General features: G+C 72.8%; 24 protein-coding genes and 1 tRNA gene. 6 read left to right on the top strand and 19 right to left on the bottom strand.

The annotated features are described in order from the left end of the window. Positions 1-3: 3 nt before the first annotated feature. Both AB0K43_RS29215 and AB0K43_RS29210 read left to right on the top strand, forming a co-directional pair. Complete coding sequence (locus AB0K43_RS29215; protein WP_363645003.1) at positions 4-777, top strand: alpha/beta fold hydrolase; 774 nt, start codon at positions 4-6, stop codon at positions 775-777. Between the two features lie 76 nt (positions 778-853). Then, positions 854-1,252: a nuclear transport factor 2 family protein gene (locus tag AB0K43_RS29210; RefSeq protein ID WP_363645001.1), complete on the top strand. Its 399-nt coding sequence runs from the start codon at positions 854-856 to the stop codon at positions 1,250-1,252. 112 nt (positions 1,253-1,364) lie between these two features. On the opposite strand, the gene AB0K43_RS29205 is transcribed toward AB0K43_RS29210, so the two are convergent. From AB0K43_RS29205 to AB0K43_RS29195, 3 genes are all read right to left on the bottom strand, one after another. Next, positions 1,365-2,168 carry a helix-turn-helix transcriptional regulator gene (locus AB0K43_RS29205; protein ID WP_363644999.1) on the bottom strand — a complete coding sequence of 268 codons (804 nt, stop codon included), beginning with the start codon at positions 2,166-2,168 and terminating at the stop codon, positions 1,365-1,367. Positions 2,169-2,288: 120 nt separating this feature from the next. Beyond that, on the bottom strand, positions 2,289-2,990 hold the full coding sequence (locus AB0K43_RS29200; RefSeq protein ID WP_363644997.1) for a hypothetical protein: 702 nt from the start codon (positions 2,988-2,990) through the stop codon (positions 2,289-2,291). 91 nt (positions 2,991-3,081) lie between these two features. Beyond that, positions 3,082-4,539 (bottom strand): MFS transporter, encoded by a 1,458-nt coding sequence (locus AB0K43_RS29195; protein ID WP_363644995.1) that lies wholly within the window; start codon positions 4,537-4,539, stop codon positions 3,082-3,084. Between the two features lie 481 nt (positions 4,540-5,020). Here AB0K43_RS29195 and AB0K43_RS29190 point away from each other — a divergent pair, with 481 nt between their 5' ends. Continuing rightward, positions 5,021-5,815, top strand: a complete 795-nt coding sequence (locus AB0K43_RS29190) for an AfsR/SARP family transcriptional regulator (RefSeq protein ID WP_363644993.1) — start codon at positions 5,021-5,023, stop codon at positions 5,813-5,815. 83 nt (positions 5,816-5,898) lie between these two features. On the opposite strand, the gene serS is transcribed toward AB0K43_RS29190, so the two are convergent. The 13 genes from serS to AB0K43_RS29125 form a co-directional block, all read right to left on the bottom strand. Further along, the gene (gene serS, locus AB0K43_RS29185; protein WP_363644991.1) at positions 5,899-7,173 is read right to left on the bottom strand and encodes a serine--tRNA ligase; all 1,275 of its coding nucleotides are present in this window, start codon (positions 7,171-7,173) and stop codon (positions 5,899-5,901) included. A gap of 186 nt (positions 7,174-7,359) precedes the next feature. Next, entirely contained in the window at positions 7,360-8,784 is a 1,425-nt protein-coding gene (locus AB0K43_RS29180) for an APC family permease (protein WP_363644989.1), read from the bottom strand. A 103-nt stretch (positions 8,785-8,887) separates the two neighbouring features. Continuing rightward, on the bottom strand, positions 8,888-10,108 hold the full coding sequence (locus AB0K43_RS29175) for a beta-ketoacyl-[acyl-carrier-protein] synthase family protein (protein WP_363644987.1): 1,221 nt from the start codon (positions 10,106-10,108) through the stop codon (positions 8,888-8,890). Then, entirely contained in the window at positions 10,108-10,338 is a 231-nt protein-coding gene (locus tag AB0K43_RS29170) for a phosphopantetheine-binding protein (RefSeq protein WP_033825704.1), read from the bottom strand. The genes AB0K43_RS29175 and AB0K43_RS29170 overlap by 1 nt, the downstream gene beginning before the upstream one ends. Positions 10,339-10,364: 26 nt before the next feature. After that, complete coding sequence (locus AB0K43_RS29165) at positions 10,365-11,381, bottom strand: beta-ketoacyl-ACP synthase III (protein WP_363644984.1); 1,017 nt, start codon at positions 11,379-11,381, stop codon at positions 10,365-10,367. After that, positions 11,378-12,364, bottom strand: a complete 987-nt coding sequence (locus AB0K43_RS29160; RefSeq protein ID WP_363644982.1) for a VlmB-like protein — start codon at positions 12,362-12,364, stop codon at positions 11,378-11,380. Before AB0K43_RS29160 ends, AB0K43_RS29165 begins: the two co-directional genes overlap by 4 nt. Before the next feature lie 40 nt (positions 12,365-12,404). After that, positions 12,405-12,938 carry a flavin reductase family protein gene (locus tag AB0K43_RS29155; protein WP_363644980.1) on the bottom strand — a complete coding sequence of 178 codons (534 nt, stop codon included), beginning with the start codon at positions 12,936-12,938 and terminating at the stop codon, positions 12,405-12,407. Beyond that, on the bottom strand, positions 12,935-13,498 hold the full coding sequence (locus tag AB0K43_RS29150) for a hypothetical protein (RefSeq protein ID WP_363644978.1): 564 nt from the start codon (positions 13,496-13,498) through the stop codon (positions 12,935-12,937). The genes AB0K43_RS29155 and AB0K43_RS29150 overlap by 4 nt, the downstream gene beginning before the upstream one ends. Positions 13,499-13,537: 39 nt before the next feature. Next, positions 13,538-14,020 (bottom strand): SRPBCC family protein, encoded by a 483-nt coding sequence (locus tag AB0K43_RS29145; protein WP_363644976.1) that lies wholly within the window; start codon positions 14,018-14,020, stop codon positions 13,538-13,540. Positions 14,021-14,023: 3 nt separating this feature from the next. After that, a complete protein-coding gene (locus AB0K43_RS29140; protein WP_363644974.1) occupies positions 14,024-15,322 on the bottom strand; it encodes an aminotransferase class III-fold pyridoxal phosphate-dependent enzyme in 1,299 nt (432 codons plus the stop codon). Between the two features lie 30 nt (positions 15,323-15,352). Continuing rightward, positions 15,353-16,492, bottom strand: coding sequence for an acyl-CoA dehydrogenase family protein (locus tag AB0K43_RS29135; protein WP_363644972.1), 1,140 nt, complete (start codon positions 16,490-16,492; stop codon positions 15,353-15,355). Positions 16,493-16,560: 68 nt separating this feature from the next. After that, positions 16,561-18,216 (bottom strand): aldehyde dehydrogenase, encoded by a 1,656-nt coding sequence (locus AB0K43_RS29130; RefSeq protein ID WP_363644970.1) that lies wholly within the window; start codon positions 18,214-18,216, stop codon positions 16,561-16,563. A 212-nt stretch (positions 18,217-18,428) separates the two neighbouring features. Continuing rightward, positions 18,429-18,523, bottom strand: a tRNA-Arg gene (locus tag AB0K43_RS29125). A gap of 173 nt (positions 18,524-18,696) precedes the next feature. Here AB0K43_RS29125 and AB0K43_RS29120 point away from each other — a divergent pair. The 3 genes from AB0K43_RS29120 to AB0K43_RS29110 all read left to right on the top strand — a co-directional run bounded on the left by AB0K43_RS29120 (position 18,697) and on the right by AB0K43_RS29110 (position 20,231). Then, a complete protein-coding gene (locus AB0K43_RS29120; protein ID WP_363644968.1) occupies positions 18,697-19,707 on the top strand; it encodes a DUF2156 domain-containing protein in 1,011 nt (336 codons plus the stop codon). 30 nt (positions 19,708-19,737) lie between these two features. Beyond that, complete coding sequence (locus AB0K43_RS29115; RefSeq protein WP_363644966.1) at positions 19,738-19,899, top strand: hypothetical protein; 162 nt, start codon at positions 19,738-19,740, stop codon at positions 19,897-19,899. 128 nt (positions 19,900-20,027) lie between these two features. Beyond that, positions 20,028-20,231, top strand: coding sequence for a hypothetical protein (locus AB0K43_RS29110; protein ID WP_363644964.1), 204 nt, complete (start codon positions 20,028-20,030; stop codon positions 20,229-20,231). Between the two features lie 117 nt (positions 20,232-20,348). On the opposite strand, the gene AB0K43_RS29105 is transcribed toward AB0K43_RS29110, so the two are convergent. The 3 genes from AB0K43_RS29105 to AB0K43_RS29095 form a co-directional block, all read right to left on the bottom strand. After that, complete coding sequence (locus AB0K43_RS29105; RefSeq protein WP_363644962.1) at positions 20,349-20,624, bottom strand: acyl carrier protein; 276 nt, start codon at positions 20,622-20,624, stop codon at positions 20,349-20,351. A 131-nt stretch (positions 20,625-20,755) separates the two neighbouring features. Beyond that, entirely contained in the window at positions 20,756-20,941 is a 186-nt protein-coding gene (locus AB0K43_RS29100; protein ID WP_363644960.1) for an acyl-CoA carboxylase epsilon subunit, read from the bottom strand. 10 nt (positions 20,942-20,951) lie between these two features. Next, a partial coding sequence (locus tag AB0K43_RS29095; RefSeq protein WP_363645019.1) for a carboxyl transferase domain-containing protein occupies positions 20,952-21,113 on the bottom strand: 162 nt, incomplete at its 5' end.

Genomic DNA, 21,113 nt, shown 5'->3' with positions numbered 1-21,113 from the left:
TCGATGGCCGACCGCACCGCCCCGGTCACCGGCCGCTGGTTCCAGGCGGAGTCCGATCCGGACGCGCCGACCCGGCTGTTCCTGTTCCACTACGCCGGCAGCGGCGCCTCGATATACCGGGACTGGCTGCCGCTGCTGCCGGCCGACGTCTCGGCGCAGTTCATCCAGCTGCCGGGCCGTCAGGACCGGCTCAAGGAGCAGCCGTTCACCGAGATCGAGCCGCTGATCGAGCAGCTCGCGGACGAGTTCGAGGCCGAGCTGGACGACCGTCCGTTCGCCTTCTTCGGCCACTGCATGGGCTCACTGCTCAGCTACCGGCTGGCCGAGGAGGTGGGCCGCCGCGGCGGCCCGGCCCCGGTCCTGCTCGGTGCCTCCGCCTGGGCGCCGGTCGGCTTCCGCACTCCCCCGGTCGAGCAGCTGGACGTGCCGGAGGAGGAGATCGTCGAGTGGGCCCGGGGTCTGGGCTCGCTGCCGGAGGAGATCCTCAAGGACCGCCAGACGCTCGACATGATGATGCCCACCATGCGGGCCGACCTGCTGGTCTGCGCCAGCTACCAGGACGACGGCGCGCCGGTGCGGTGCCCGATCGTCAGCTACAGCGCCACCAAGGACCCCTTGGTGGAGCCCACCGCGATGGCCTCCTGGGCGCCGCGCACCCCCGAGTACCTGGGCAACCGGGTCTTCCCCGGCGGGCACTTCTTCCTGCACCAGGAGACCCTCTCGATCACCGCCGACTTCGTCCGGCTGCTGCGCCGGCAGGTCAGCGAAACCGTCTGACCGACGCCCCCGAGACCCACCGCGACCCACCGAGACCCACCGAGACCCACCGACCATCACGAGAGGAGACACCGGCATGACCAACCCCAACGAGTTCGCCGACCGCTACGTCGCGCTCTGGAACGAGAGCGACCCGGCCGCCCGCCGCAAGGCCGTCGAGGAGCTGTGGGCGCCCGAGGGCAGCTACTTCAACTTCCTCGCCGAGTCCAAGGGCCACCAGGAGATCGCCGCCCAGATCGGCTACGCGCACGACGCCTACGCGGTCGGCGGCTTCGCCTTCCGCTCCTCGGCCAACGCGGTCGGCCACCACGGCACGCTGCGCTTCAACTGGGTGATGGTGGCGGCCGACACGGGCGCCCTGGAGGCGGTCGGCTTCGACTTCGTGGTGCTGGACGACCAGGGCCGGATCACCGCCGACTACCAGTACATCGACACCCCGCCGTCCTACACCGTGCCGCCGCCGGCGGCCGCCTGAGCCCACCGAGGCCGGCCGGGGGTTGCAGCCCCGGCCGGCCTCGGTGCGTCCCGGCCCGGTCGCGGTGCGGCCGCGCCGCACCCGGTCGCGGTACGGCCCCGCCGCCGGCCGGTCAGCCGCGCAGCAGCGCGCCGGTGGCCGCGTCCGCCGGGAAGAAGGTCTCGATCGCCAGCTCGGCGACGGTGATGTCGAGCGGCATCCCGAAGGTGGCGATGGTGCAGAACAGCGCCAGCTCCCGGCCCCGGTGGTCGAGCCGCAGCGGCACCATCAGGTCACCGGTGTCGGGCACCTCGGGCTCCGGGCCGCCGGTCTTCGGGTAGCCGCTGAGCTCGCGGTACAGCTCGGTCAGCCGCGGCTCGGCGGTGAGCGCGACCCGGCGCTGCAGCCGGGTGAGCAGGTGGGCCCGCCACTCGGCGAGGTTGAGGATGCGCGGGGCCATCCCCTCGGGGTGCAGGGCGAGCCGCAGCGCGTTCATCGGCGCGCGCAGCAGGTGCGGGGCAGCGCCCTCGGTGAAGACCGCGAAGCCCCGGTTGTGCTCGACGATGTTCCAGCCGCGGTCCACCACCAGCGCGGGCAGCGGGTCGTGGCCGGCCAGGATCTGCCGCAGGGTGTCACGCACCGGGGCCATCTCCTGGGCGTCCAGCGGCGAGTCGCCGAAGGCGGGCGCGAACCCGGCCGCCAGCAGCAGGTGGTTCTGCTCCCGGTGCGGCAGTTCGAGCTGCTCGGCCAGCCGCAGCAGCATGTCCCGGCTGGGCGCGGAGCGGCCCGTCTCCAGGAAGCTCAGGTGTCGGGTGGAGATCTCCGCGCGGGTGGCGAGCACGAGCTGGCTCAGCCCCCGCTGCTCGCGCCAGTGGCGCATCAGCTCCCCGACCGGTCGCTGGACCCGCCTGTCCGTGGCGGTGGGCACTCTGGTCACCTCTCCACCCTGCGGCATCCGGGCCGGTCGGCACAACTCGCCGGACCGACGGACCGTCAGGATCCTTACGCGCAAGGCGGGGGGACGGCTGCGAGCCGTCCCCCCGCCGACTGCCTGTCATCAGATGGTGAACCGGTAGTGGGCGGTGAACAGGCCGTCCTCACCGCGGATCAGGAAGTCCACGCCGGTGACCGCCGGGCCGCCGTCGGCCGGGGTGAGCTCCCAGGTGTAGCGGACCGCGTTGTGCTGGGTCGAGGCGTGGCCGTGCAGCCGGCGGACCTCGCCCTGCGGGGTGGCGGCCAGCGCGGTGAGCACGTCCCGCTCAGCCGACGGGTCCACCAGCCGGGCGTCCTGGCTGTACAGCGCGGCGGCCTGCTTGCGGCGGAGGTCCTCGTCCGCCTCCCCGCCGAGCGCCAGCAGCCGGCCGGCCAGCTCGTCCAGCTCGGCGACCGGGGCCGGCGGCTCGTTGAACTGGTAGTCGACCCGGAGCCGGCCGGCCTCGTCCAGCAGGACGAAGTCGAAGCCCACCGCCAGCACGTCCCGGCTGGCGCCGGGGGTCATCTCCCAGTTGAAGACGGCCGCGTCGTGGTGGGCGACCAGGTTGTCCCGGTGCCGGAACAGCAGGCCCGAGCCGCCCACGAACTGCTCGTAGGCCTCGGTCACCCGGGCGTGCAGGGCGTCGGTGCCCCGGAACACCCGGGTCTGGGTGTAGTGCACGCCGTCCGCGGTCCAGAGCTGGGCCACGGCGGCCCGGCGGGTGGTCGCGTCGGGCTCGTTCCAGACGGCCACGTAGCGGTCGAGCAGGGTGTCGGTCGCGGTCACGGGATTTCCTCTTCCGTTGGTTCGCAGGGGTGGACGGCCACCCGCCCCGGCCGTGGTGCTGGTCGGCCGGGGCGGGGTCGGTCGGGGTGGGTCACTTGCCGGAGTTGCCGCGCGGCAGGGCCTGCACCAGGGCGGCGAGCAGCACCGCGACGCCGACCAGGAAGACCACGCTGAGGTCGAAGGCGTGCGGGTAGTCGCCGACGGCGGGGGTGTTGCCGAGCGCGTTGTAGAAGATGATGCCGATGATCGAGACGCCCAGCGCGTTGCCGATCTGCAGGGCGGTGGTGAGCACGCCGGAGGCCGCACCCGCGTACTGCGGGGAGACCCGGGCGAGCACGGTGGAGGCGAGCGGGGCGACCGCCAGACCCATGCCGGCGCCGTCGATGACCAGGCCCGGGATGAGCCAGGTGATGTGCCCGGTGGTGCCGATCTGCGAGGCGGTGATGCCCAGGACGACCAGGCCGGCGCCCATCAGCAGGGCGCCCACCGCGATCACCTGGCGGCCGAGCTTGGCCGCGAACTTGCCGGCGTTCATCGAGGTGTACATGTACCCCGCGCCGATCGCCGCGAACAGCAGACCGGCCTGCAGGGCGTCCAGACCGCGGCCGCGCTGCACGTAGAGGGCGAAGACCAGGAAGAACGAGGCCTGGCCCATCCAGAAGACCAGCTGGCTGGCGAGGCCCGCGACGAAGGCGCGCTCGCGGAACAGCGACAGGTTGACCAGCGGGGACCCGCCGCGGGCGGCCAGCTTGCTCTCCTGCAGGCCGAACAGGGCGAACAGCACCACGGCCGCGCCGAAGCTCAGCCAGGTCCACAGCGGCCAGCCCTTCTCCCGGCCCTCGATCAGCGGGAGCACCAGGGCCACCAGGGCCAGGGTGATGACGGCGACGCCGATCAGATCCAGCTTGGGCTTGCCCGGCGCCCGGGTCTCCGGGACGTACTTCAGGGTCAGCGCGATGATCGCGGCGCCGATCGGCAGGTTGACCAGGAAGCAGGAGCGCCAGCCGAGGCCGGCGATGTCCGCCTGGATCAGCAGACCGCCGATGAGCTGCCCGAACACCGCGGCCAGGCCCATCGCCAGGCCGTACCCGGTGAACACTTTCAGCTTGGCCGCACCGGTGTAGATCGTGCCCAGGATGGCCAGCACCTGGGGGGCGAGCAGGGCCGCCGAGATGCCCTGGCCGACCCGGGCCGCGACCAGGTACTCGCCGCTGGTGGCGATGCCGCAGAACAGCGAGGCCACCGTGAACAGGGCGAGACCGAGCAGGAACATCTTGCGGCGCCCGTAGAGGTCGCCGAGGCGGCCGCCGGTGATCAGGCCGACGCCGTAGGCCAGGCCGAAGCCGGCCACCACCCACTCGATCGCCGAGGCGGTCGCGTTCAGGTCGGCCTGGGTCGACGGGATGGCGACATTGACGATGAAGAAGTCCAGCGTCGTCATGAATACGCCGGAGAGCACGATCGGCAGAATCGCCCGGTGTGGCTCGGCCGCGACGTCCGCGACCGGCGCCGACGGCGCTGCCGTGGCGGGGTTTGTCTCAGTGGTCATAGGTCCAACTCCTGGTCGATCACGAAGTCCTGCTCTGCCACAGCCGATCCGGAGGCTGTGTCCAGCTTGGCCGCCCCTGACATGGGCGGTCAATTACCTGGGAGGTAATGCGGTACGGCCCCGCAGGCTGACGATTCGCTGACGAACGGTATTCCCGCCAAGTCGCCCGAAAGCCCTTCCGGCGGTACCGTCGGATGGATTTTCGGGATTCCGTTCGGGTGATTGATGATCATTTTCGAGAGCGCGAAACTGGTCGCCGTGGCACATGGTCGGGAGAGCCGCCCGATGTGGGACGTCCCCGGAAAGCACGGTGACAGAGCACCCTGGAGCCACCGCGGACCGGCGGTGGAGCGGCGCTGGAGCACCGGTCGGGCGCCGATCGACGGCGATCGAGGCCTCCAGCCGGATTCAAGCCCCCGACCCGACAATCCGCACGCCTGTTCCGCCGGCAACCAACCGCTCATCACCACAGGGGGAACACATGCAGTTCAGGATCCTGGGCCCGGTCGGGGCCGTCGTCAACGGCCGCTTCGCCACCATCCCCGGAACGAGACAACGCACCCTGCTGGCCACCCTGCTGATCCGGGCCCGGCGCCTGGTGCCCACCGAGCAGCTCTACACCGAGCTCTGGGGCGACAACCCGCCGGCCACGGTCGAGAACTCCCTCCAGGCCCACGTCTCCCGGCTGCGCCGCACGCTGCGCCGGCTGGCCGGCCCGCACGGCGAGGTGCCGCCGCTGATCACCCAGGCCTCCGGCTACATCCTGGACGTCGCGCCGGAGGACGTTGACCTCTTCCTCTTCCGCGAACGGCTGGCCGCCGCCCGGCACGCCGTCACCGGCGACCCGGAGGTGGCCGGCTCGCTGCTGGAGGGGGCGCTCGGCCTCTGGCAGGGCAGCCCGATGCAGGACGTGGCCCCCGGACCGCTCTGCCAGAGCATCGCGCTGCAGCTGGACGAGGAGTACCTGGCGGCCCAGGAGGACCGGCTCTGGATGGGTGCGCTCTGGGGCGAACCGACGCACGTGATAGGCGAGTTGAAGCGGATGAGCGTGGCCCACCCGTGGCGCGAGCGGATCACCGAGATGCTGATGCGGGCGCTCTACCGATCGGGCCGGCAGGCCGAGGCGGTCGAGGTCTACAACACCGCCCGCCAGCGGCTGATCGACGAGCTCGGCATGGAGCCCTCCCCGCAGCTCAAGCAGCTGTTCCGGGAGGTGCTGATCCAGGCCCCCGCCCTGCACCAGCCCGCGGCGCAGCACCTGCTGCGTACCGCCTGACCGGCCGGCCGGGGTCCGGACCAGGACCGCGTCCGGACCGAAACGGCGCGACGCCCCTCGGGGGTGTCGCGCCGTTTCGGTGTTCAGCTCTCGACCGCTCCGCCCGGCAGGATCCGCCGGAAGCCGGTGTAGGGCACCAGTGCCTCGGGCAGCAGCACCGAGCCGTCCGGCTGCACGCCCTGCTCCAGCAGCGCCGCGACCGTCCGGCCGATCGGCAGCGCCGAGCCGTTCAGGGTGGCGGCCGGCAGCTTGCGGCCCTCGGCCGTCCGGTGCCGGATACCGGCCCGGCGGGCCTGGAAGCCGCCGCAGTCCGAGACCGAGGAGATCTCCCGGTAGGAGTCGCTGCCCGGCAGCCAGACCTCGATGTCGTAGGTCATCCGGGCCGAGAAGCCCATGTCCCCGGCCGGCAACAGGACTACCCGGTACGAGAGTTCGAGTCGACGAAGGCACTCCTCCACCTGGCCGACCATCAGCTCCAGCTGCTGCTGGGCCTCCTCCTGCGCGCAGATCCGGACCAGCTCCACCTTCTCGAACTGGTGCAGCCGCAGCACCCCGCGGGTGTCCCGGCCGTACGAGCCGGCCTCGGCCCGGTAACAGGGCGTGCGGGCGGTCATCGCGAGCGGGAGGTCCCGGTCCTCCAGCAGTTCCCTGGCCACCAGGTTGGTCAGCGGCACCTCGGCGGTCGGGATCAGGAACAGCTCCCGCCCGCCCACCGAGGTGGCGAACAGGTCCTCCTGGAACTTGGGCAGCTGGCCGGTGCCGGTCATGGTCTCGCGGTTCACCAGGTGCGGTACCGAGTACTCGGTGTAGCCGTGCTCCCGGGTGTGCAGGTCGAGCAGGAACGAGGCCAGCGCGCGCTCCAGCCGGGCGCCCGCACCGCGGCTGACGCTGAACCGGGCCCCGGACAGCGCGGCGGCCCGGCCGGCGTCCAGCACGCCGAGCGACTCACCGAGGTCGGCGTGGTGGCGGGCCTGGCCGGCCGCCGGGCGCAGCGGCGGGCCGCCCTTGCGGACCTCCACCGCCTGCTTCTCGCTGTCGCCGTCCGGCACCGCGTCGAGCGGGAGGTTGGGGATGCCCATCAGGGTCTCCTCCAGCTCCTGCTCGACGGTGCGCAGGACGGCCTCGGACTCCTGGACCTGGTCGCGCAGCCGGCGGGACTCCTCGCGGGCCGCCTCGGTCGGCTGCGGCCCGCGGGAGGACCGCTTCAGCTCGCCGCGGAGGCGGTCGACCGTTTCCAGGGCCTCGACCCGGCGGCGGTGCAGCGCGCCCAGGGCCTCCAGGTCGAGCCGATGCCGGCGCCGGGCGAGCCGGCGCACCGCCTCGGGACCCAGCTCGATCAGCTCGCGTACGTCGTGCACGGGACTCTCCTTCGGAGCGAGGACGGTTACATCGGCGAGGTCGCCCATGGGGGCGCCGGGGGTGCCCCGGCCGGAGGCTGGGGGCGGAACTGCGCGAGGCGGAGAGCTCGGGCCCGCCCCTTCCGACGTCGCGCAGTTCCTCGCGCCCCTGAAGGGCATGCGGTGCGTTTGACGGCCCCGGCGGGGTCAGCGGGTGGGGACGAGGTCCGGGGTGGTGGGGTGGGTCGGGGTGGCGGGGTGGGTGGTGCGGCGGCGCAGGCCGTGGGCGAGACCGAGCAGGCCGACCACCGGGACGGTCCAGGGCAGGGCCGAGACCAGGGCGTTGTGGGTGCCGGTGAGCAGGTCGAAGTTGCCGACCACCAGCCAGACGGTGACGGACAGGCCGGCGAAGCCGAGCAGCGGGGCCACCACTCCCTGCCAGACCCCGGCCACCGCCCCCTTGCGGGCGAGCCCGAGCACGGAGAGCGCCGCCAGCGCCTGCAGCACCACGATCCCCAGCGTCCCCAGCCCCAGCATGCTGGTGGTGAGGTCCGCGTACGGGTCGAGCCCGGCCAGCGCGAAGCCGGCCACCACCACCACGCTGAGCACGGTCTGCGCGATGCTGGCCAGGTGCGGCGAGCCGTACCGGGGGTGCACCGCACCGAGGCGGCGGGGCAGCAGGCCATCGTCGGCGAGCACCTGGGCGTACCGGTTGGCCGCGCTGTGCAGGGCCAGGGTGGCGGCGAACAGGCTGGTGCAGAGCATGATCTGGAGCACCGTGGCGCCGGTCTGCCCGAGGTAGTCGGTGCCCAGCACGAAGAACAGGTCGCCGAGCTGCTGGCCGGCCGTCTGCCGGACGGCGTCGGTGCCGATCGCGCCGACCGCCGCCCAGCTGGTCAGCGCGTAGAAGCCGGCGATCAGCACCACCGCGATGTAGGTGGCCCGCGGCACGCTGCGCCGCGGGTCCTTGGCCTCCTGGCCGTACAGCGCGGCGGACTCGAAGCCGATGAAGGAGACGAACGCGAACATCAGCGAGACCCCGAGGCCGGGGCCGGTCGCGATGTGCGGGGAGAAGGACTCCAGCGGGAGGGCCGAGGCTCCGTGCCGGCCGAGGATGGCCAGGTCCAGCGCGGCCAGTACGCCGATCTCGCCGAGCATCAGGACGGCCAGCACCCGGGCGCTGACCGCGATGTCGCGGTAGCCGAGCACGGCGACGGCCACCAGGCCGACCGCGGCGCACAGCTGCCAGGGCAGGTCGAGGCCGTGGGCGGCGAGCACCAGCCGGGTGAAGTAGCCGAGCGCGCCGACCAGTCCGACGGTGGCGCAGTTGTAGGCGAGCAGCGCCACCCAGCCGCTGCCGACGGCCGGTGCCCGGCCCAGGCCGTCGGCGATCGAGGCGTAGAAGCCGCCCGAGCCGCCGGTCCGGCGGGCGCTCACGGCGTAGCCGACGGAGAAGCAGAGCAGGGTGACCCCGGCGAAGGCGAAGGCCGCGGGCACGCCCGAGCCGGTGCCGATCGCGAAGGCCAGCGGCACGGTGCCGACCATGGCCGAGAGCGGGGCCGCGGCGGCGACGATCAGAAAGACGATGTGACCGGTGGTCAGGCGTCTGGAGGTCTGGGGTTCGGCGGTCATCGGAGCGCTCCAGGTGGCGGAAGGTGCGGAGGGGTTGGGGATCCGGCGTGCCGGGCGGGGCGAGGGGGGAGGTCGCCCGGCCCGGCACGCCGGTGTCGGCCGGTCAGGGTGCGGCGACTGCCAGCACCGCGTTCTGCCCGCCGAAGCCGAGGGAGGTGCTGAGGGCCAGCTCGATCCTGGTGCCGGTCTCCTCGGTGGCGACCTTGATCTCCACCTCCGGGTCGAGGGTGTGCAGGTTGGCCGTGGGCGGCACCAGTTGCTGCTCGATCGAGAGCACGGTGAAGACCGCCTCGATCGCGCCGGCCGCGCCCAGCAGGTGGCCGGTGACCCCCTTGGTGGAGGTGACCAGCGGGTCGCCGGTCAGCGTCCGCCGCAGCATCCGGGCCTCGGCCAGGTCGTTCAGCGGGGTGGCGGTGCCGTGCGCGTTGACGTGCTGGACGTCGCCCACGCCGGCCCCGGCGTCCGCGAGCGCGGTGCGCACGGCGCGCTCCACGCCGAGCCCCTGGGGGTGCGGCGAGGTCATGTGGTGGGCGTCCGCGGTGGCGCCGTAGCCGGCGATCCGGGCCCGGATCCGGGCCCCCCTGGCCCGGGCGTCGGCGGCCCGCTCCAGGATCAGCACACCGGCGCCCTCCCCCGCGACGAAGCCGTCCCGGTCCAGGTCGAACGGCCGGGAGGCCGTCGCCGGGTCGTCCTCGCGGCGGGAGAGGGCGCCCATCTGGGCGAACCCGGCCATGACCAGTGGGGTGATCATGGCCTCGCTGCCACCCGCCACGACCACATCGCAGCGGTCCAGCAGGAGCAGGTCACGGGCGGTGCCGATGGCGGTGGCACCGGAGGCGCAGGCGGTGGCGACCACCAGGTTGGGCCCGGTGGCGCCGAACTCGATGGCGGTCTGGCCGGCCAGCATGTTGGGCAGCTGCATCGGCAGCAGCAGCGGGGAGACCCGGGAGGGCGACTCCTCGACCAGCACCCGGTGCTGGGCCTCCACGGTGCCGGGGCCGCCGTCGGCGCAGCCCAGCACCACACCGACCCGCGCCCCGTCCCAGGTCTGCGGGTCGAGCCCGGCATCGGCGATCGCCTCCCGGGCCGCGACCAGCGCGAACTGGGTGAAGCGGTCCAACCGGTGGGCCCGGCGGCCGCCGAGCAGCTGCCCGGGATCCCAGTCGGGCACCCGGCAGGAGATCCGCACCGGATTCCCCTCCAGCGCGGGGTCGAGCGCTGCGGTCGGGCGGCCGGCCCGGACCGCCGCCCAGGAGGCGGCGGTCCCGATCCCGGCCGGGGTGACCAGGCCCAGCCCGGTCACGGCGACGTCGATGCCGGCCATCAGACCCGTGCGCTCCGCTCTTCGATCAGGCGCGCCATGTCACCGATGGTCTCGGCGTCCAGCAGCTCGTCGTCGCTGATCTCGACCCCGAGCTCCTTCTCCAGGACGAGCGAGAGCTCGACCACGGCGAGCGAGTCCAGCTCCACGTCCTCCTTCGTGGCCTCCGGGGTGACCTGCTCCGGGGACACCTTGAGCTTGCTGACCAGGATTTCCTTGAGCGTCTCGAACATCGGACAGTCCTTTCCGGGGTGTGGCGTCAGTGCCCGAGGTCGGGCCAGGTGATGGTGGTGGCGCCCCAGGCCAGCCCACCGCCGAAGGCGGTGAGCAGCACCCGGTGGCCGGGCCGCAGTTCGCCGCGTTCGGCGGCCTGCGCGAGCAGCAGCGGGATGGACGCGGCGCCGGTGTTGCCGACCCGCTCGATGTTGGACAGCCGCCGCTCGGCCGGGATCTCCAGCCGGTCGGCGACCGCCTGCAGGATCCGGGCGTTGGCCTGGTGGGCCGCGAAGCGGTCGAGCTGGGAGAGCTCCCAGCCGGCCGTGCCGACCGCCTGCCGGGAGGCCTCGGTCATCCGCTCGACCGCGTGCCGGTAGGTGGCCCGGCCGGCCATCTGGAAGTACTCGTCGCCGGGCTTGGGCTCCTGCCGGGCCGAGCGGTGCCGGGAGCCGCCGCCGGGCACGGTGATCAGCTCGGCGTTGTCGCCGTCGCTGCCGAGCACGATCGGGCCGACCGCACCCGGCTCGTCCGCCTCGCCGGCCCGCAGCACCACCGCGCCGGCCCCGTCGGCGAAGATCACCGCGGTGGTGCGGTCGCCGGGGTCGATGATGGTGGTGAAGGCGTCGGCGGCGATCAGCAGCACCCGTTCGGCGACGCCGGCGGCGATCAGGCCGGAGGCGGTGGCCAGGCCGTAGAGGAAGCCGGTGCAGACCGCGGAGACGTCGAAGGCGGCCACCCCGCCGAGGCCGAGCCGGGCCGCGACCGCCGGGGCGGTGGCCGGGCACGGGTGGTCGGGGGTGGTGGTGGCCAGGACGACGGCGTCGACCTGGGAGTCGTCCGCGGACTTGAGGGCCCGTCGGCCGGCCTCCACCGCCAGGTCGGAGGTGGCGGTGCCCGGGGCGACCATGTGGCGGGTGGCGATCCCGGTCCTGGACCGGATCCACTCGTCGGAGGTGTCCAGCCGGGTGACCAGGTCACCGTTGGTCACCAGGTCCGGCGGGACGTAGCTGCCGACCCCGACGATGACCGCGGCGCGTCCCGGCGGCGGGCCCGCGGTCATACCGCGTCACCCCCGCCGCTCGTGAGCACCTCGACCGGCAGGCCCATGTACGCCATCCGGGACTCGGCCATCTCGTCGGTCCAGCGCTCGGCCATGTCGTAGCGCTGCTCGGGCGTGGTGTCGAGCAGCCGGACGCCGGGCCAGACCTCGTAGTCGCCGATCAGGTCGGCGTGGTCGAACATGCCCTGCTGGAACAGCTCCTCGCGGTGCAGCACGAACGGCTTGTCCGGGATCTCGTCCCAGAGCTTCACGCCGGCCCGCAGGATCTCCAGCAGCCGCGGCCGGTACTCGGGGTGGGCGGCCACGTGGTCGCGCAGGATGGTGCTGGCGACCGTCAGGTGGCGGATCTCGTCGATGGCGGTGCCGCGGGAGATCTCGCCGGTGGCCGGGGAGAGCGGGGTCCACTTGCGCTCGCTCAGCTCGGCGGCCGGGGCGAGCACGCCCTCGATGACGATCGCGAAGACCGCCACCCCGCCGATGAAGTCGCCCTGGTCGCGGACGATGTCCAGGGTGAAGTCCTCGACCGGCTGGAGCACCGTGCGCCGGTAGTCGGCGGCCATCTCCTCGATGTCCCGCAGCAGGGTCGCCTCGGGCAGGCCGAGTTCGACCAGGTGGTTGCGGAACACCCGGGCGTGCCGGGCCTCGTCGAGCAGCTGGGTGGCGTAGAACTCCAGCTCCGGGATGCCCGGGGCGATCGCCACGTAGTACGACAGCAGCCTGGTGGCGATCTCCTCGGAGAGCCCCCGGAAGCCGAACTCCAGGGTGAGCGCCTCGCGCAGCGGGCCGGGGCGCCGGAGGAACTCCGGGACCTGCGCGTTCGCGTGGTGCCCGGTGACCCCGCGCTCGCGCAGGGTGCCCTGCGCGACCTCGGTGATCCAGTAGGCCAGGTTGCACTGCTCGGGGCCGAGGGTGAGCTCCTTGGCTCCGTCCAGCAGACCGGGAGCCTCGTCCCAGTCCGCCTCGGGTGCCACTGAACCGGTCATGTCGGTACTCCTTGCTCGGGTGGTCGTGGTGGTGGGTCCCTCAGGCGTCCGGGGCCGGCTGGAGGGCGCCGGCGAACAGGCCGCCGGCGAAGCTGAGCAGCGGGGCGCCCTCGCCGGTGGCCGCGTGCACCACCTGGCCGAGCAGGACCTCGTGGTCGCCGACCCGCACGCACTCGGTGACCCGGCAGGCGTAGTGCGCCAGCGCGCCCTCCAGCAGCGGCGCGTCCGCGTACGGGGCGGAGGTCCAGGGCAGGCCGTCGAACTGCCGGGCGCCGTCCGGGCGGGAGCTGTCGGCGAACCACCGGGCCACCGGTCCCTGGTCGCCGCCGAGCACGTTGACCGCGAACCGGCCCTCGGCGACGGCCAGTTCGGCGAGCACCGAGCCGGACTTCAGACAGGCTCCGAGGATCAGCGGGGTGAGCGAGACGGTGGTGACGGTGGAGACCGTCGTCCCGTGCAGCCGCCCACCGTGGCTGACCGTCAGCACGGAGACCGGGGAGGCCAGGTGGCGCAGGGCGCGGCGGCGCAGCTGGGCCGGCGAGGGCGCGGTGCGTACCTCGGCGGCGGTGCTCACCGGGTCGCTCCGCGCAGGACCGGCTCCGGTGCGGCCTCTCCCCGGGCCGCCGGGCGCCGGTCGGCCGGCAGGTGGCCCACCGGCACCGGGTCGAAGGTGTGCGCGATCGGCTTGGGGTGGGCCAGGCCCAGGTCGTCCAGCAGCCGCAGGTAGCCGGTCTGCCGGACCGGCTCGAACGGCAGCGCGAAGGACTTCATGAAGTTGCCGAACAGGCCGCGGTCGCCGAACAGGTGGAACGGGATGACCAGCAGCGCCCACTCCGGCTTGACCAGCCAGCACCAGAGCGCGGCCACCGCGCCCTGGGTGATCAGGCTGTGCATGATGTTGTAGGCGACGTAGTAGCCCTTGGCGATGGGCTGGCCGCCGGACTTGCGGAAGGCGAGCGCGCCCGGGATGTAGCCGATCAGGTCGATGTAGAGGAACAGCCCGATCGCCGGCAGCCAGCGGACGTCGCCGAGGTGGGCGATCAGGACGCCGGTGGTCACCGCGAAGGCGACCAGGTACTCGGCGCGGTGCAGCGAGTAGGTTCTCGGGGTCTCGAAGGGATTTGCCTGGTCCATTGCTTCACTCCTGGAGCGGCGGGCCGAAGGGGAGGTGGGTCAGCGGGCGGCCGCGGCCGGGGTGGTGAGCTCGATGTCGCCGACGATCCGGGTGCCGGCGAACAGGCCGGTGACGGCCCAGGCGACGGTCTCCCGGATGACCCGCTCGGCGATCGGGTCGAGGATGCCCTCCAGGCTCGGGATGCCGAAGTCGAAATCGGCCTCGAAGTGCACCGCGACGTCCTCGCCGTCCTGGCTCAGCCGCCAGGTGCCGGTGAAGCTGTCGAAGTCGCCGTCGGTCTGCTCGAAGCGGATCTCCAGCTGCTCGGGCAGGAAGGTGTCGGCCTCGGTCCAGCGCAGCAGGCCGCTGCGGAAGTGCAGCTCCCAGCTGGAGCTGCCGACCGGCTCGGGGAGGGTGGAGTGCACGGTGGTGGCCCGCACGTGCGGCGCCAGCTCCGGGTAGCGCTCCCAGCGCAGGACGGCCGCGTAGACGTCCTCGGCGCGCTCGGAGCTCACCACGGCGTCGAGTTCGACGTGTCGCATGGGTCAGTTACCGCCTTCCGGCATCTTGGCCGAGCCCGAGATCAGGTCGAGGGTGGCCTTGTGGAACGCGTCGAGCAGGTACTCGACGTCGGTGTCGCTGAGGATGGCCGGCGGCGTGAAGCGCACCACCGAGCTGCCGTTCATGGAGTGGTTGGCGACCACGCCGTGGTTGAAGAGCTCGATCAGGAGCTCGCCGGCCAGCCCGGCCTCGACCAGCTCGACGCCGATCAGCAGGCCCTGGCCGCGGACCTCGACCACCAGGTCGGGGATGTTGCGGTGGGCGATCTCGGCGATCCGCGGCAGCAGCCGGGCCCCGAGCTCCTGCGCCCGGGTGACCAGCCGCTCCTCCTGGATCGCCTGGACGGCGCCCTGGACGGCCGCCATCAGCAGCGGCTGCCCGGAGAAGGTCGCGGTGTGGACGTAGGGGTCCTTGTCGAAGGGCTTGAAGGCCTGCCGGGTGGCGATCGCCGCGGAGACCGGCACCACGCCGCCGCCCAGCGCCTTGCCGGCCAGCAGGACGTCCGGCTGGACGCCCTCGACGTCCGCGCCCCACCACTCGCCGAGCCGGCCGAAGCCGGTCTGCACCTCGTCCAGGATCAGGAAGCCGTCGAACTCCCGGACCAGCTCCTCCACCCGCTTGAGGTAGCCCTTGGGCGGGATGATCACGCCGCCCTCGCCCTGCACCGGCTCGATGATCACGCAGACCTCGCCCGGGTGGGCGGCCAGTTCGGCGCGCAGCACGTCCTCGTCGCCGTACGGGAGGTGGGTGACGTCCGGGATCAGCGGCCGGAACGGTGCCTGGTAGACCTCCTTGGCGGTGGCCGAGAGGGCGCCGAGGGTCTTGCCGTGGTAGCCGCCCTTGAACGAGACGGTGCGCTTGCGGCCGTTGGCCCGGGCCAGCTTGAGCCCGGTCTCCACCGCCTCCGCGCCGGAGAGCGCGAAGTGCACCCGGTCCAGGCCGTCCGGGGTGACCGAGGTGAGCGCCTCGGCGGCCCGGGCCACGGTGGGCTCCAGCAGGATCCGGGTGGCCACCGGGTGGGTGTTCAGCTGGCGGGTCACCGCCTCGATCACCAGCGGGTGGCGGGCGCCCATGATGAACACCCCGTAGCCGCCCGCGTTCAGGAAGCGCTCGCCGTCGCTGGTGGTCAGCCAGGCACCGGAGGACTCGACCTCCATGTGGCTGCCGAACAGCTCGGCGAGGGTGGCCCGGCCCTTGCTGAGGTGCGCGCGGTACAGGTCGAGGATCTCCCCCTCGGTGTCCACCCGGCCCAGGTCGGCCCGGGTTTCTTGGATCACGGTCACGTCTGAACTCCTCTTCGAAATGACGACCGGTCAGGACAGGTCGAGGGACTCGCCGTTGAAGTACGCCAGCAGCGCCTCGGCCGCACTGGCCCGGGACGGCGGGTGGAAGGCCAGCGGGCGCACGGCGGTGGCCTGCTTGGCGTGGTCGGAGGAGCGGATGAAGTCCAGCCCGCCGAGCAGCTCCAGGGCCTGGTCGGCGGCGCGGTTGAGCGCCTCCTGCGCGGCGAACCGGGCCACCAGCACCTGGGCGACCGCCTCCTCGCCGCCCACCCCGTCGCGCACCGCGCGGGCGGTGCCCTCCAGCAGGCCGGCGGCGGCCTCGATCCGGATCACGGCGTCCGCGCGGTCGCCCGCGCTGCCGCGGCCGCGCTGCAGGACGTGCTCGACCAGCCCGGAGGCCGCGCCCAGGTAGCCCGAGGAGATCAGCAGCTCGAACCAGACGAAGCCGGCGTTCTGCAGGTCCTCGATCCGGTGCGGGTCCTCCTCGGTGGTCCGGATCACCAGCTCCTCGGGCACGAACACGTCGGCCAGCTGCACCTCGTCGCTCTCGGCGGCGGCCAGCACGTCGTTGCCCCAGAACGGGTGGACGGTCAGGCCCGGCGAGTCGGCCGGGATCAGCGCGAGCGCCAGCTCCGGTCGGCCGTCGGCACCCGGCACGGCGATCGAGGCGGTCAGCAGGTCCATCGAACCGGCCAGGCTGCAGGGCTTCTTGGAGCCGTTCAGCCGGTAGCCGCCGACGGTCACCGCGGCGGTCACCGCCGGGGTCAGGATGTTCTGCTGGGTCCGGCCCTCGGCCCAGCCGGAGGCCATCAGCCGCTGCCGGGGCACCACGCTGTGCAGCAGCGACAGCTGGGCCTCGGTCAGCCGGTCGGTCCCGTCCGCCAGGGCGTAGAGCATCGCGGCGGTGAAGTGGTGCATGGTCACCGCGGCCGCCAGCGAGGGCGACAGCGCGCCCAGCGCCCGCTGCACCCGCACCGCGTCCAGCGGGTCGGCGCCATGGCCGCCGTAGGCGACCGGGACCAGCAGCGCCACGCCGTCGTGGGCCCGGAACAGGTCGATCACCGGGCTGTCGGCGGCCTCCCGCTCGGCGTACGGGATGTCGGCGAGGGCCTTCACCAGGCCGGGGTGGTACCGCTCGCTGGTCTCGCGGGCGGTTTCGAGGGAGCGCATGGCAGGACAACCTCCAGCGGGGATCGGACGGGGGCGGGGTCGGGCCGGGGCCCGGGAGCGGGTCGGTCTCAGGCCTCGAAGGCGCCGAACACGGCCTCGATCGGGCTGACGTCGCGGGCGACGCTGACACCCTGGATGTGCGAGGTCTTGAGCATCGGGTAGTTCGCCTCGCCGTAGACGCCGCCGGTCAGGCCGGTGCCGCCGTGGCTCGGCAGGTACGGCAGGAAGCCGATGTGCGAGTCGTTGATCTTCAGCAGGCCGCCGTTGGTGACCCGCTGCACGAAGGCGTTGATCACCCGGGCGGACTTGGCCCAGAGCGAGTTGCGCAGGCCGTACTCGTTGCTGTTGACGAAGTCGATGAAGCTGTCCAGCAGCTGGTCGTTGGGCGCCGCCTCGGGCACCACGATCGGCAGCAGCGGGAAGAAGGTCTCGTGCCGGACCACGTCGTGCTCGCGGGCGCCGGCCAGGCCGTTCACCCGGACCACGGTGGGCTGCAGGAAGACCCCGGTCTCGGACGGCGTGCCGTCCACCTCGGTGCGCTGCCCTCCGGTGACCAGTTCGGCGCCGTGGTCCAGGGTCTGCTTCAGCAGGCCGAAGAACTTCTCGCTCCGGCGGACCGGCGAGAGCAGCACGTCCTCGTCCTCCGGGTAGCCCGGCTTGACGGTGGCGACCTGCTTCTTGACCTCCTCGATCAGCTCGTCGGCGATCGAGGGGTGCGCCAGCACGTAGTTGGGCACCATGCAGATCTGGCCCGAGCCGTAGAAGGACTCCCGGATCGCCTCGGCCGCGTACTTGAGGTCCGCGCCCTCCCAGACGATGATGCCGTCGTTGCCGGCCAGCTCCAGGATCGGCTTCTTGCCGTGCGCCACGCACTGCTCCTGGAAGCGCAGGCCCTCCTGGCTGCCGCCGATGTAGAAGATGTCGTTGACCAGCGGGCTCTCCACCCAGCGGTCCAGGGTCTGCTTCGGGTTGCTGCAGACCGCGTTGAGCACCCCGGGCGGGGCACCGACCTCGTCCAGCAGCGGCGCCACCACGTCGCGCAGCACCCACATGGTGGACAGCGCGATGCTGCGCGGGGCCCGGACGATCACGGCGTTGCCGGCCATCAGCGCGAGCACCGCCAGCGCGGCGCTCGGCGCCGGCGCGTTCTGCGGCGGGTTGAAGGCCACCACGCCGTCCGGCTGCCGGCGCACGATCAGGCGGCGGCCGTTGTGGTCGAACTCGGTGTGCATGCGCTGGCGGTACCAGTCGATGCTCTCCTCGCTGTACACCTGGAGCAGGCAGCTGAGCTCCCAGCGGGCCAGCTTCACCGGGTGCGCCTCGGAGACCAGCATGTCGACGAACTCGTCCTGGCGGCGCAGCAGTTCCTCGCGGAACAGGGTGCCCAGGCGCAGCCGCCGCTCCAGCGGGACGGCCGCCCAGCCGGGGGCGGCGGCCGCGGCGGCCTCGGTGGCGAGGTCGATCGCGGCGTCGCCGGCGATCGCGCAGCGGCCCACCACGTAGGGGTGGTCGGCGGCGTCCGAGTCCGGGTCCTGCTCCAGCGCGCGCTTCAGGCTGACGCTGGTGAACACGTCCTCCAGCAGCGAGCGGGCGCTGACCGTGTAGACCCAGCCGTCACCCTCCACGTCCTTTCCGGCGATGTACAGCTGGTAGCTGCTCAGCGGCTTTTCCCGACCGCCGGAATTACCGGGAAGAATCCCCGACGCCGTTTCGTCAAGAAGCATGATCAGGCCCTTCCGAAGGCACGGTTCCATGTCCGAATCGACTTGATGGTGACAAGCGGGTCTGACCCGCCCCTGACACGGAACTGATGCCGCCGCCCGGGCCGCGGCGCGGCCCCGGAGCAGCCCCGGAACGATCCCGGACCGGCCCCGGAACGGCCCCGGAACGACCGATGCCCGGCCGCCAGAGCAGGCGACCGGGCATCGGACTCGCGCGGAGAGGGCAGGATTCGAACCTGCGAAGGCGGGCAGAACCACCCGACCGGAGCCGAAGCCCCGGCCCCCGATGAACCGCTCCGGGCACCTCTCCTCGTGCTCGGAGCGGTACTCCGCGCCGTTCACGAGGACAAGATTGCCAGCCTTTCCTGATATTCGCCTGACCGGCCGCTGACACCGCGTCACGGACTTTCTCCAGGCCTTTCCCCTCGTCATTTCCGGGTGCTGTACTTGCGTTACCGCCACACCCCGCGAAGGGAAATCCAGATGTCACCGTCCGCCGCGACCGCGACCGAGGCGAAGAGCCCGGTCCTGTCCGCCGTCAGCACCCACACCCAGTCCGAGAACCCCAGCTCCTTCCTCGCCCTGAACTCCGGCAACAGCGTCTTCACCACCCCGGGCGCCGACGGGCTCGCGGTCTACCGCCGCACCGGCCGGCACCTGGTGCAGTTCGGCGGACCGTTCGTCGCGCCCGAGACCTACGACCTGCTGCTGGACGGCCTGGTCGACCACGCCCGGGAGCAGGACCTCCAGCTGGTCGCCGTCCAGCTGCAGCGCGCCGACGCGGAGCGGTACGCCGCGCACGGCTTCACGGTCAACCAGCTGGGCGCCTCGTGGGCGGTCCACCTCCCGGACTTCAGCCTGCGCGGCACCCGCTTCATGCAGCTGCGCAACAAGATCTCGCGGGCCTTCCGCAACGGCCTCCAGGTCAAGGAGGTGGCGGCCGAGGAGTGGCAGGACGGCATCGCCGAGATCGACAACGCCTGGCTCGGCTCCAAGGGCGACCACGCCCGGCAGCTGGAGTTCCTGGTCGGCCAGATCGGCGGGCCGGCCCAGGCGCACCGCCGGCTGTTCGTCGGCACCATCGACGGCGCCCCGGTGGCGTACATCTCCTACTCCCCCGTCTACGGCAGCCGGGCCGGCTGGATGCACGACCTCAGCCGCCGCATCCCCGGCGGCTCCCCCGGCCTGATGGAGGCGATCAACTCGACCGCCATCGAGGTGTTCCGCAGCGAGGGCGTCGACTGGCTGCACTTCGGCTTCACGCCGTTCACCGGGCTCGGCGAGGAGAACGAACTCCCGGGCTACAGCCCCTCGTTCCAGTGGCTGATGCACTTCCTGTGGGCGCACGGCGAGGCCATCTACCCGGCCCAGACCCAGCTCGCCTACAAGGAGAAGTGGGCGCCGGACGTGCTGCTGCCCGAGTACGTGGCCTTCCAGGGGCCGGCCTCGCTGGCCTCCTTCGCGCACATCTTCCGTGCCTGCAACGCCTTCTGACCCGACCGACCCCACCACAGGAGAGCACTCATGACCGAGCAGGACCTGACGACCGACGCGCTGAAGGAGAAGGTCGTGGAGTCGTTCATGGCCATCATCGGCGCCCCTGACGACCTGGCGACCGCGCGGGCAGCCGACGACGTGGTGCGCGCCCTGGACGCCCGGCTGATCGCCGAGGCGGCCGGCGTCTGAGCCCCCCGTACCGCACCGGCGAACGGCGCGGTGCCCAGGCCCCCGTCCCCGCGGGCCTGCGGCACCGCGCCGTTCGCCTCCCCGCCCCCGCTCGCCCCTGCCCCGCCCGCCCCTGCCCAGGAGCCGCCATGTCGTCGCCCGCACCGCACCGACCGGCCGTCACCCTGACCGTCCTGCGACCGGACCAGCACCCGGCACCGGCAGCGGCGCCGGCGCCCCCGGCCGGCCCGGGCCGGCTGCTGCTGGCCGTCGCCGACGCCGGGCTGGCCTTCGCCCTGCTGCTGCCGCTCTGGGAGCTCGGCGAGTGCGGCTACCGGCTGCTGTGCGGCTGAGCCGTGGCCCGCGCCGGGCGCTCCCCCGCCGGTCACGCCGAAGCGCCCCGGGGCCCGGCTCCGTCCACCGTGAGGTGGGACGTCGCCGGGCCCCGGGGCCGCGCTGTTGCGAGATGGTCAGTTGGCGCGCGCCTCCTGGGCGAGGAACGCGGCCATGGCCGTGACCGTGGGGTGCTCGTAGGCCACCGCGGGCTCCAGGTAGAGCTCGAACTTCTCCTCGATGTCGCCGAAGAGGCTCAGCGCCGCCACGGAGTCCATGCCGAACTCAGCGAACGGCATCTCGGTATTGATCTCGCTCTCCGGGCGGGAGAGGTAGCTGCTGAGCCGCTCGACCAGCCAATCGCGGATGTCCTGCTCCACCTGCTCAAGGTGAATCGATCCCTGGACTGTCATCAGATACTCCTTCGCAGTGGCGTCTCGCCCGCAGGGTGCACCTCCTCCCTCAAGAGCGACTCGAACCGATCTGGATCTGCTGCTCGCGGGCCCCGGGCGGGCCGTCCGGTCGGGCGGGGCCGACCCGGCCCTCAGGCCGCCGTGCGCCAGCTCCGGGGCGAGGGGTAGTCGATGCCGACCGGCCGCAGCCAGGTCTGGGCGCGCCGCGCGGCCGGCCCCGCGGCCTCGGCCCGGGCGGCCAGGACGGCGGCCAGCACCACGGTCAGCGCGGCCAGTTCCTCGTCGGTCAGCGAGCCTCGTTCGACGATGACGGTCATCTGCACTCCCTCACGTGGGCGGGTTGCCGTGCTTGCGGCTGGGCAGGTCGGCGTGCTTGGTGCGGAGCATGGCCAGGGCGCCGGCGAGCACGGTGCGGGTCTCGGCCGGGTCGATGACGTCGTCCACCAGACCCCGCTCGGCCGCGTAGTACGGGTGCATCAGCTCGCTCTT

The sequence above is a fragment of the Kitasatospora sp. NPDC049258 genome, assembly GCF_040678895.1.
Taxonomy (GTDB): Bacteria; Actinomycetota; Actinomycetes; order Streptomycetales; family Streptomycetaceae; genus Kitasatospora.
Note: the sequence above shows the minus strand (reverse complement) of the source record. Positions and strands in the feature narration are given on the sequence as shown.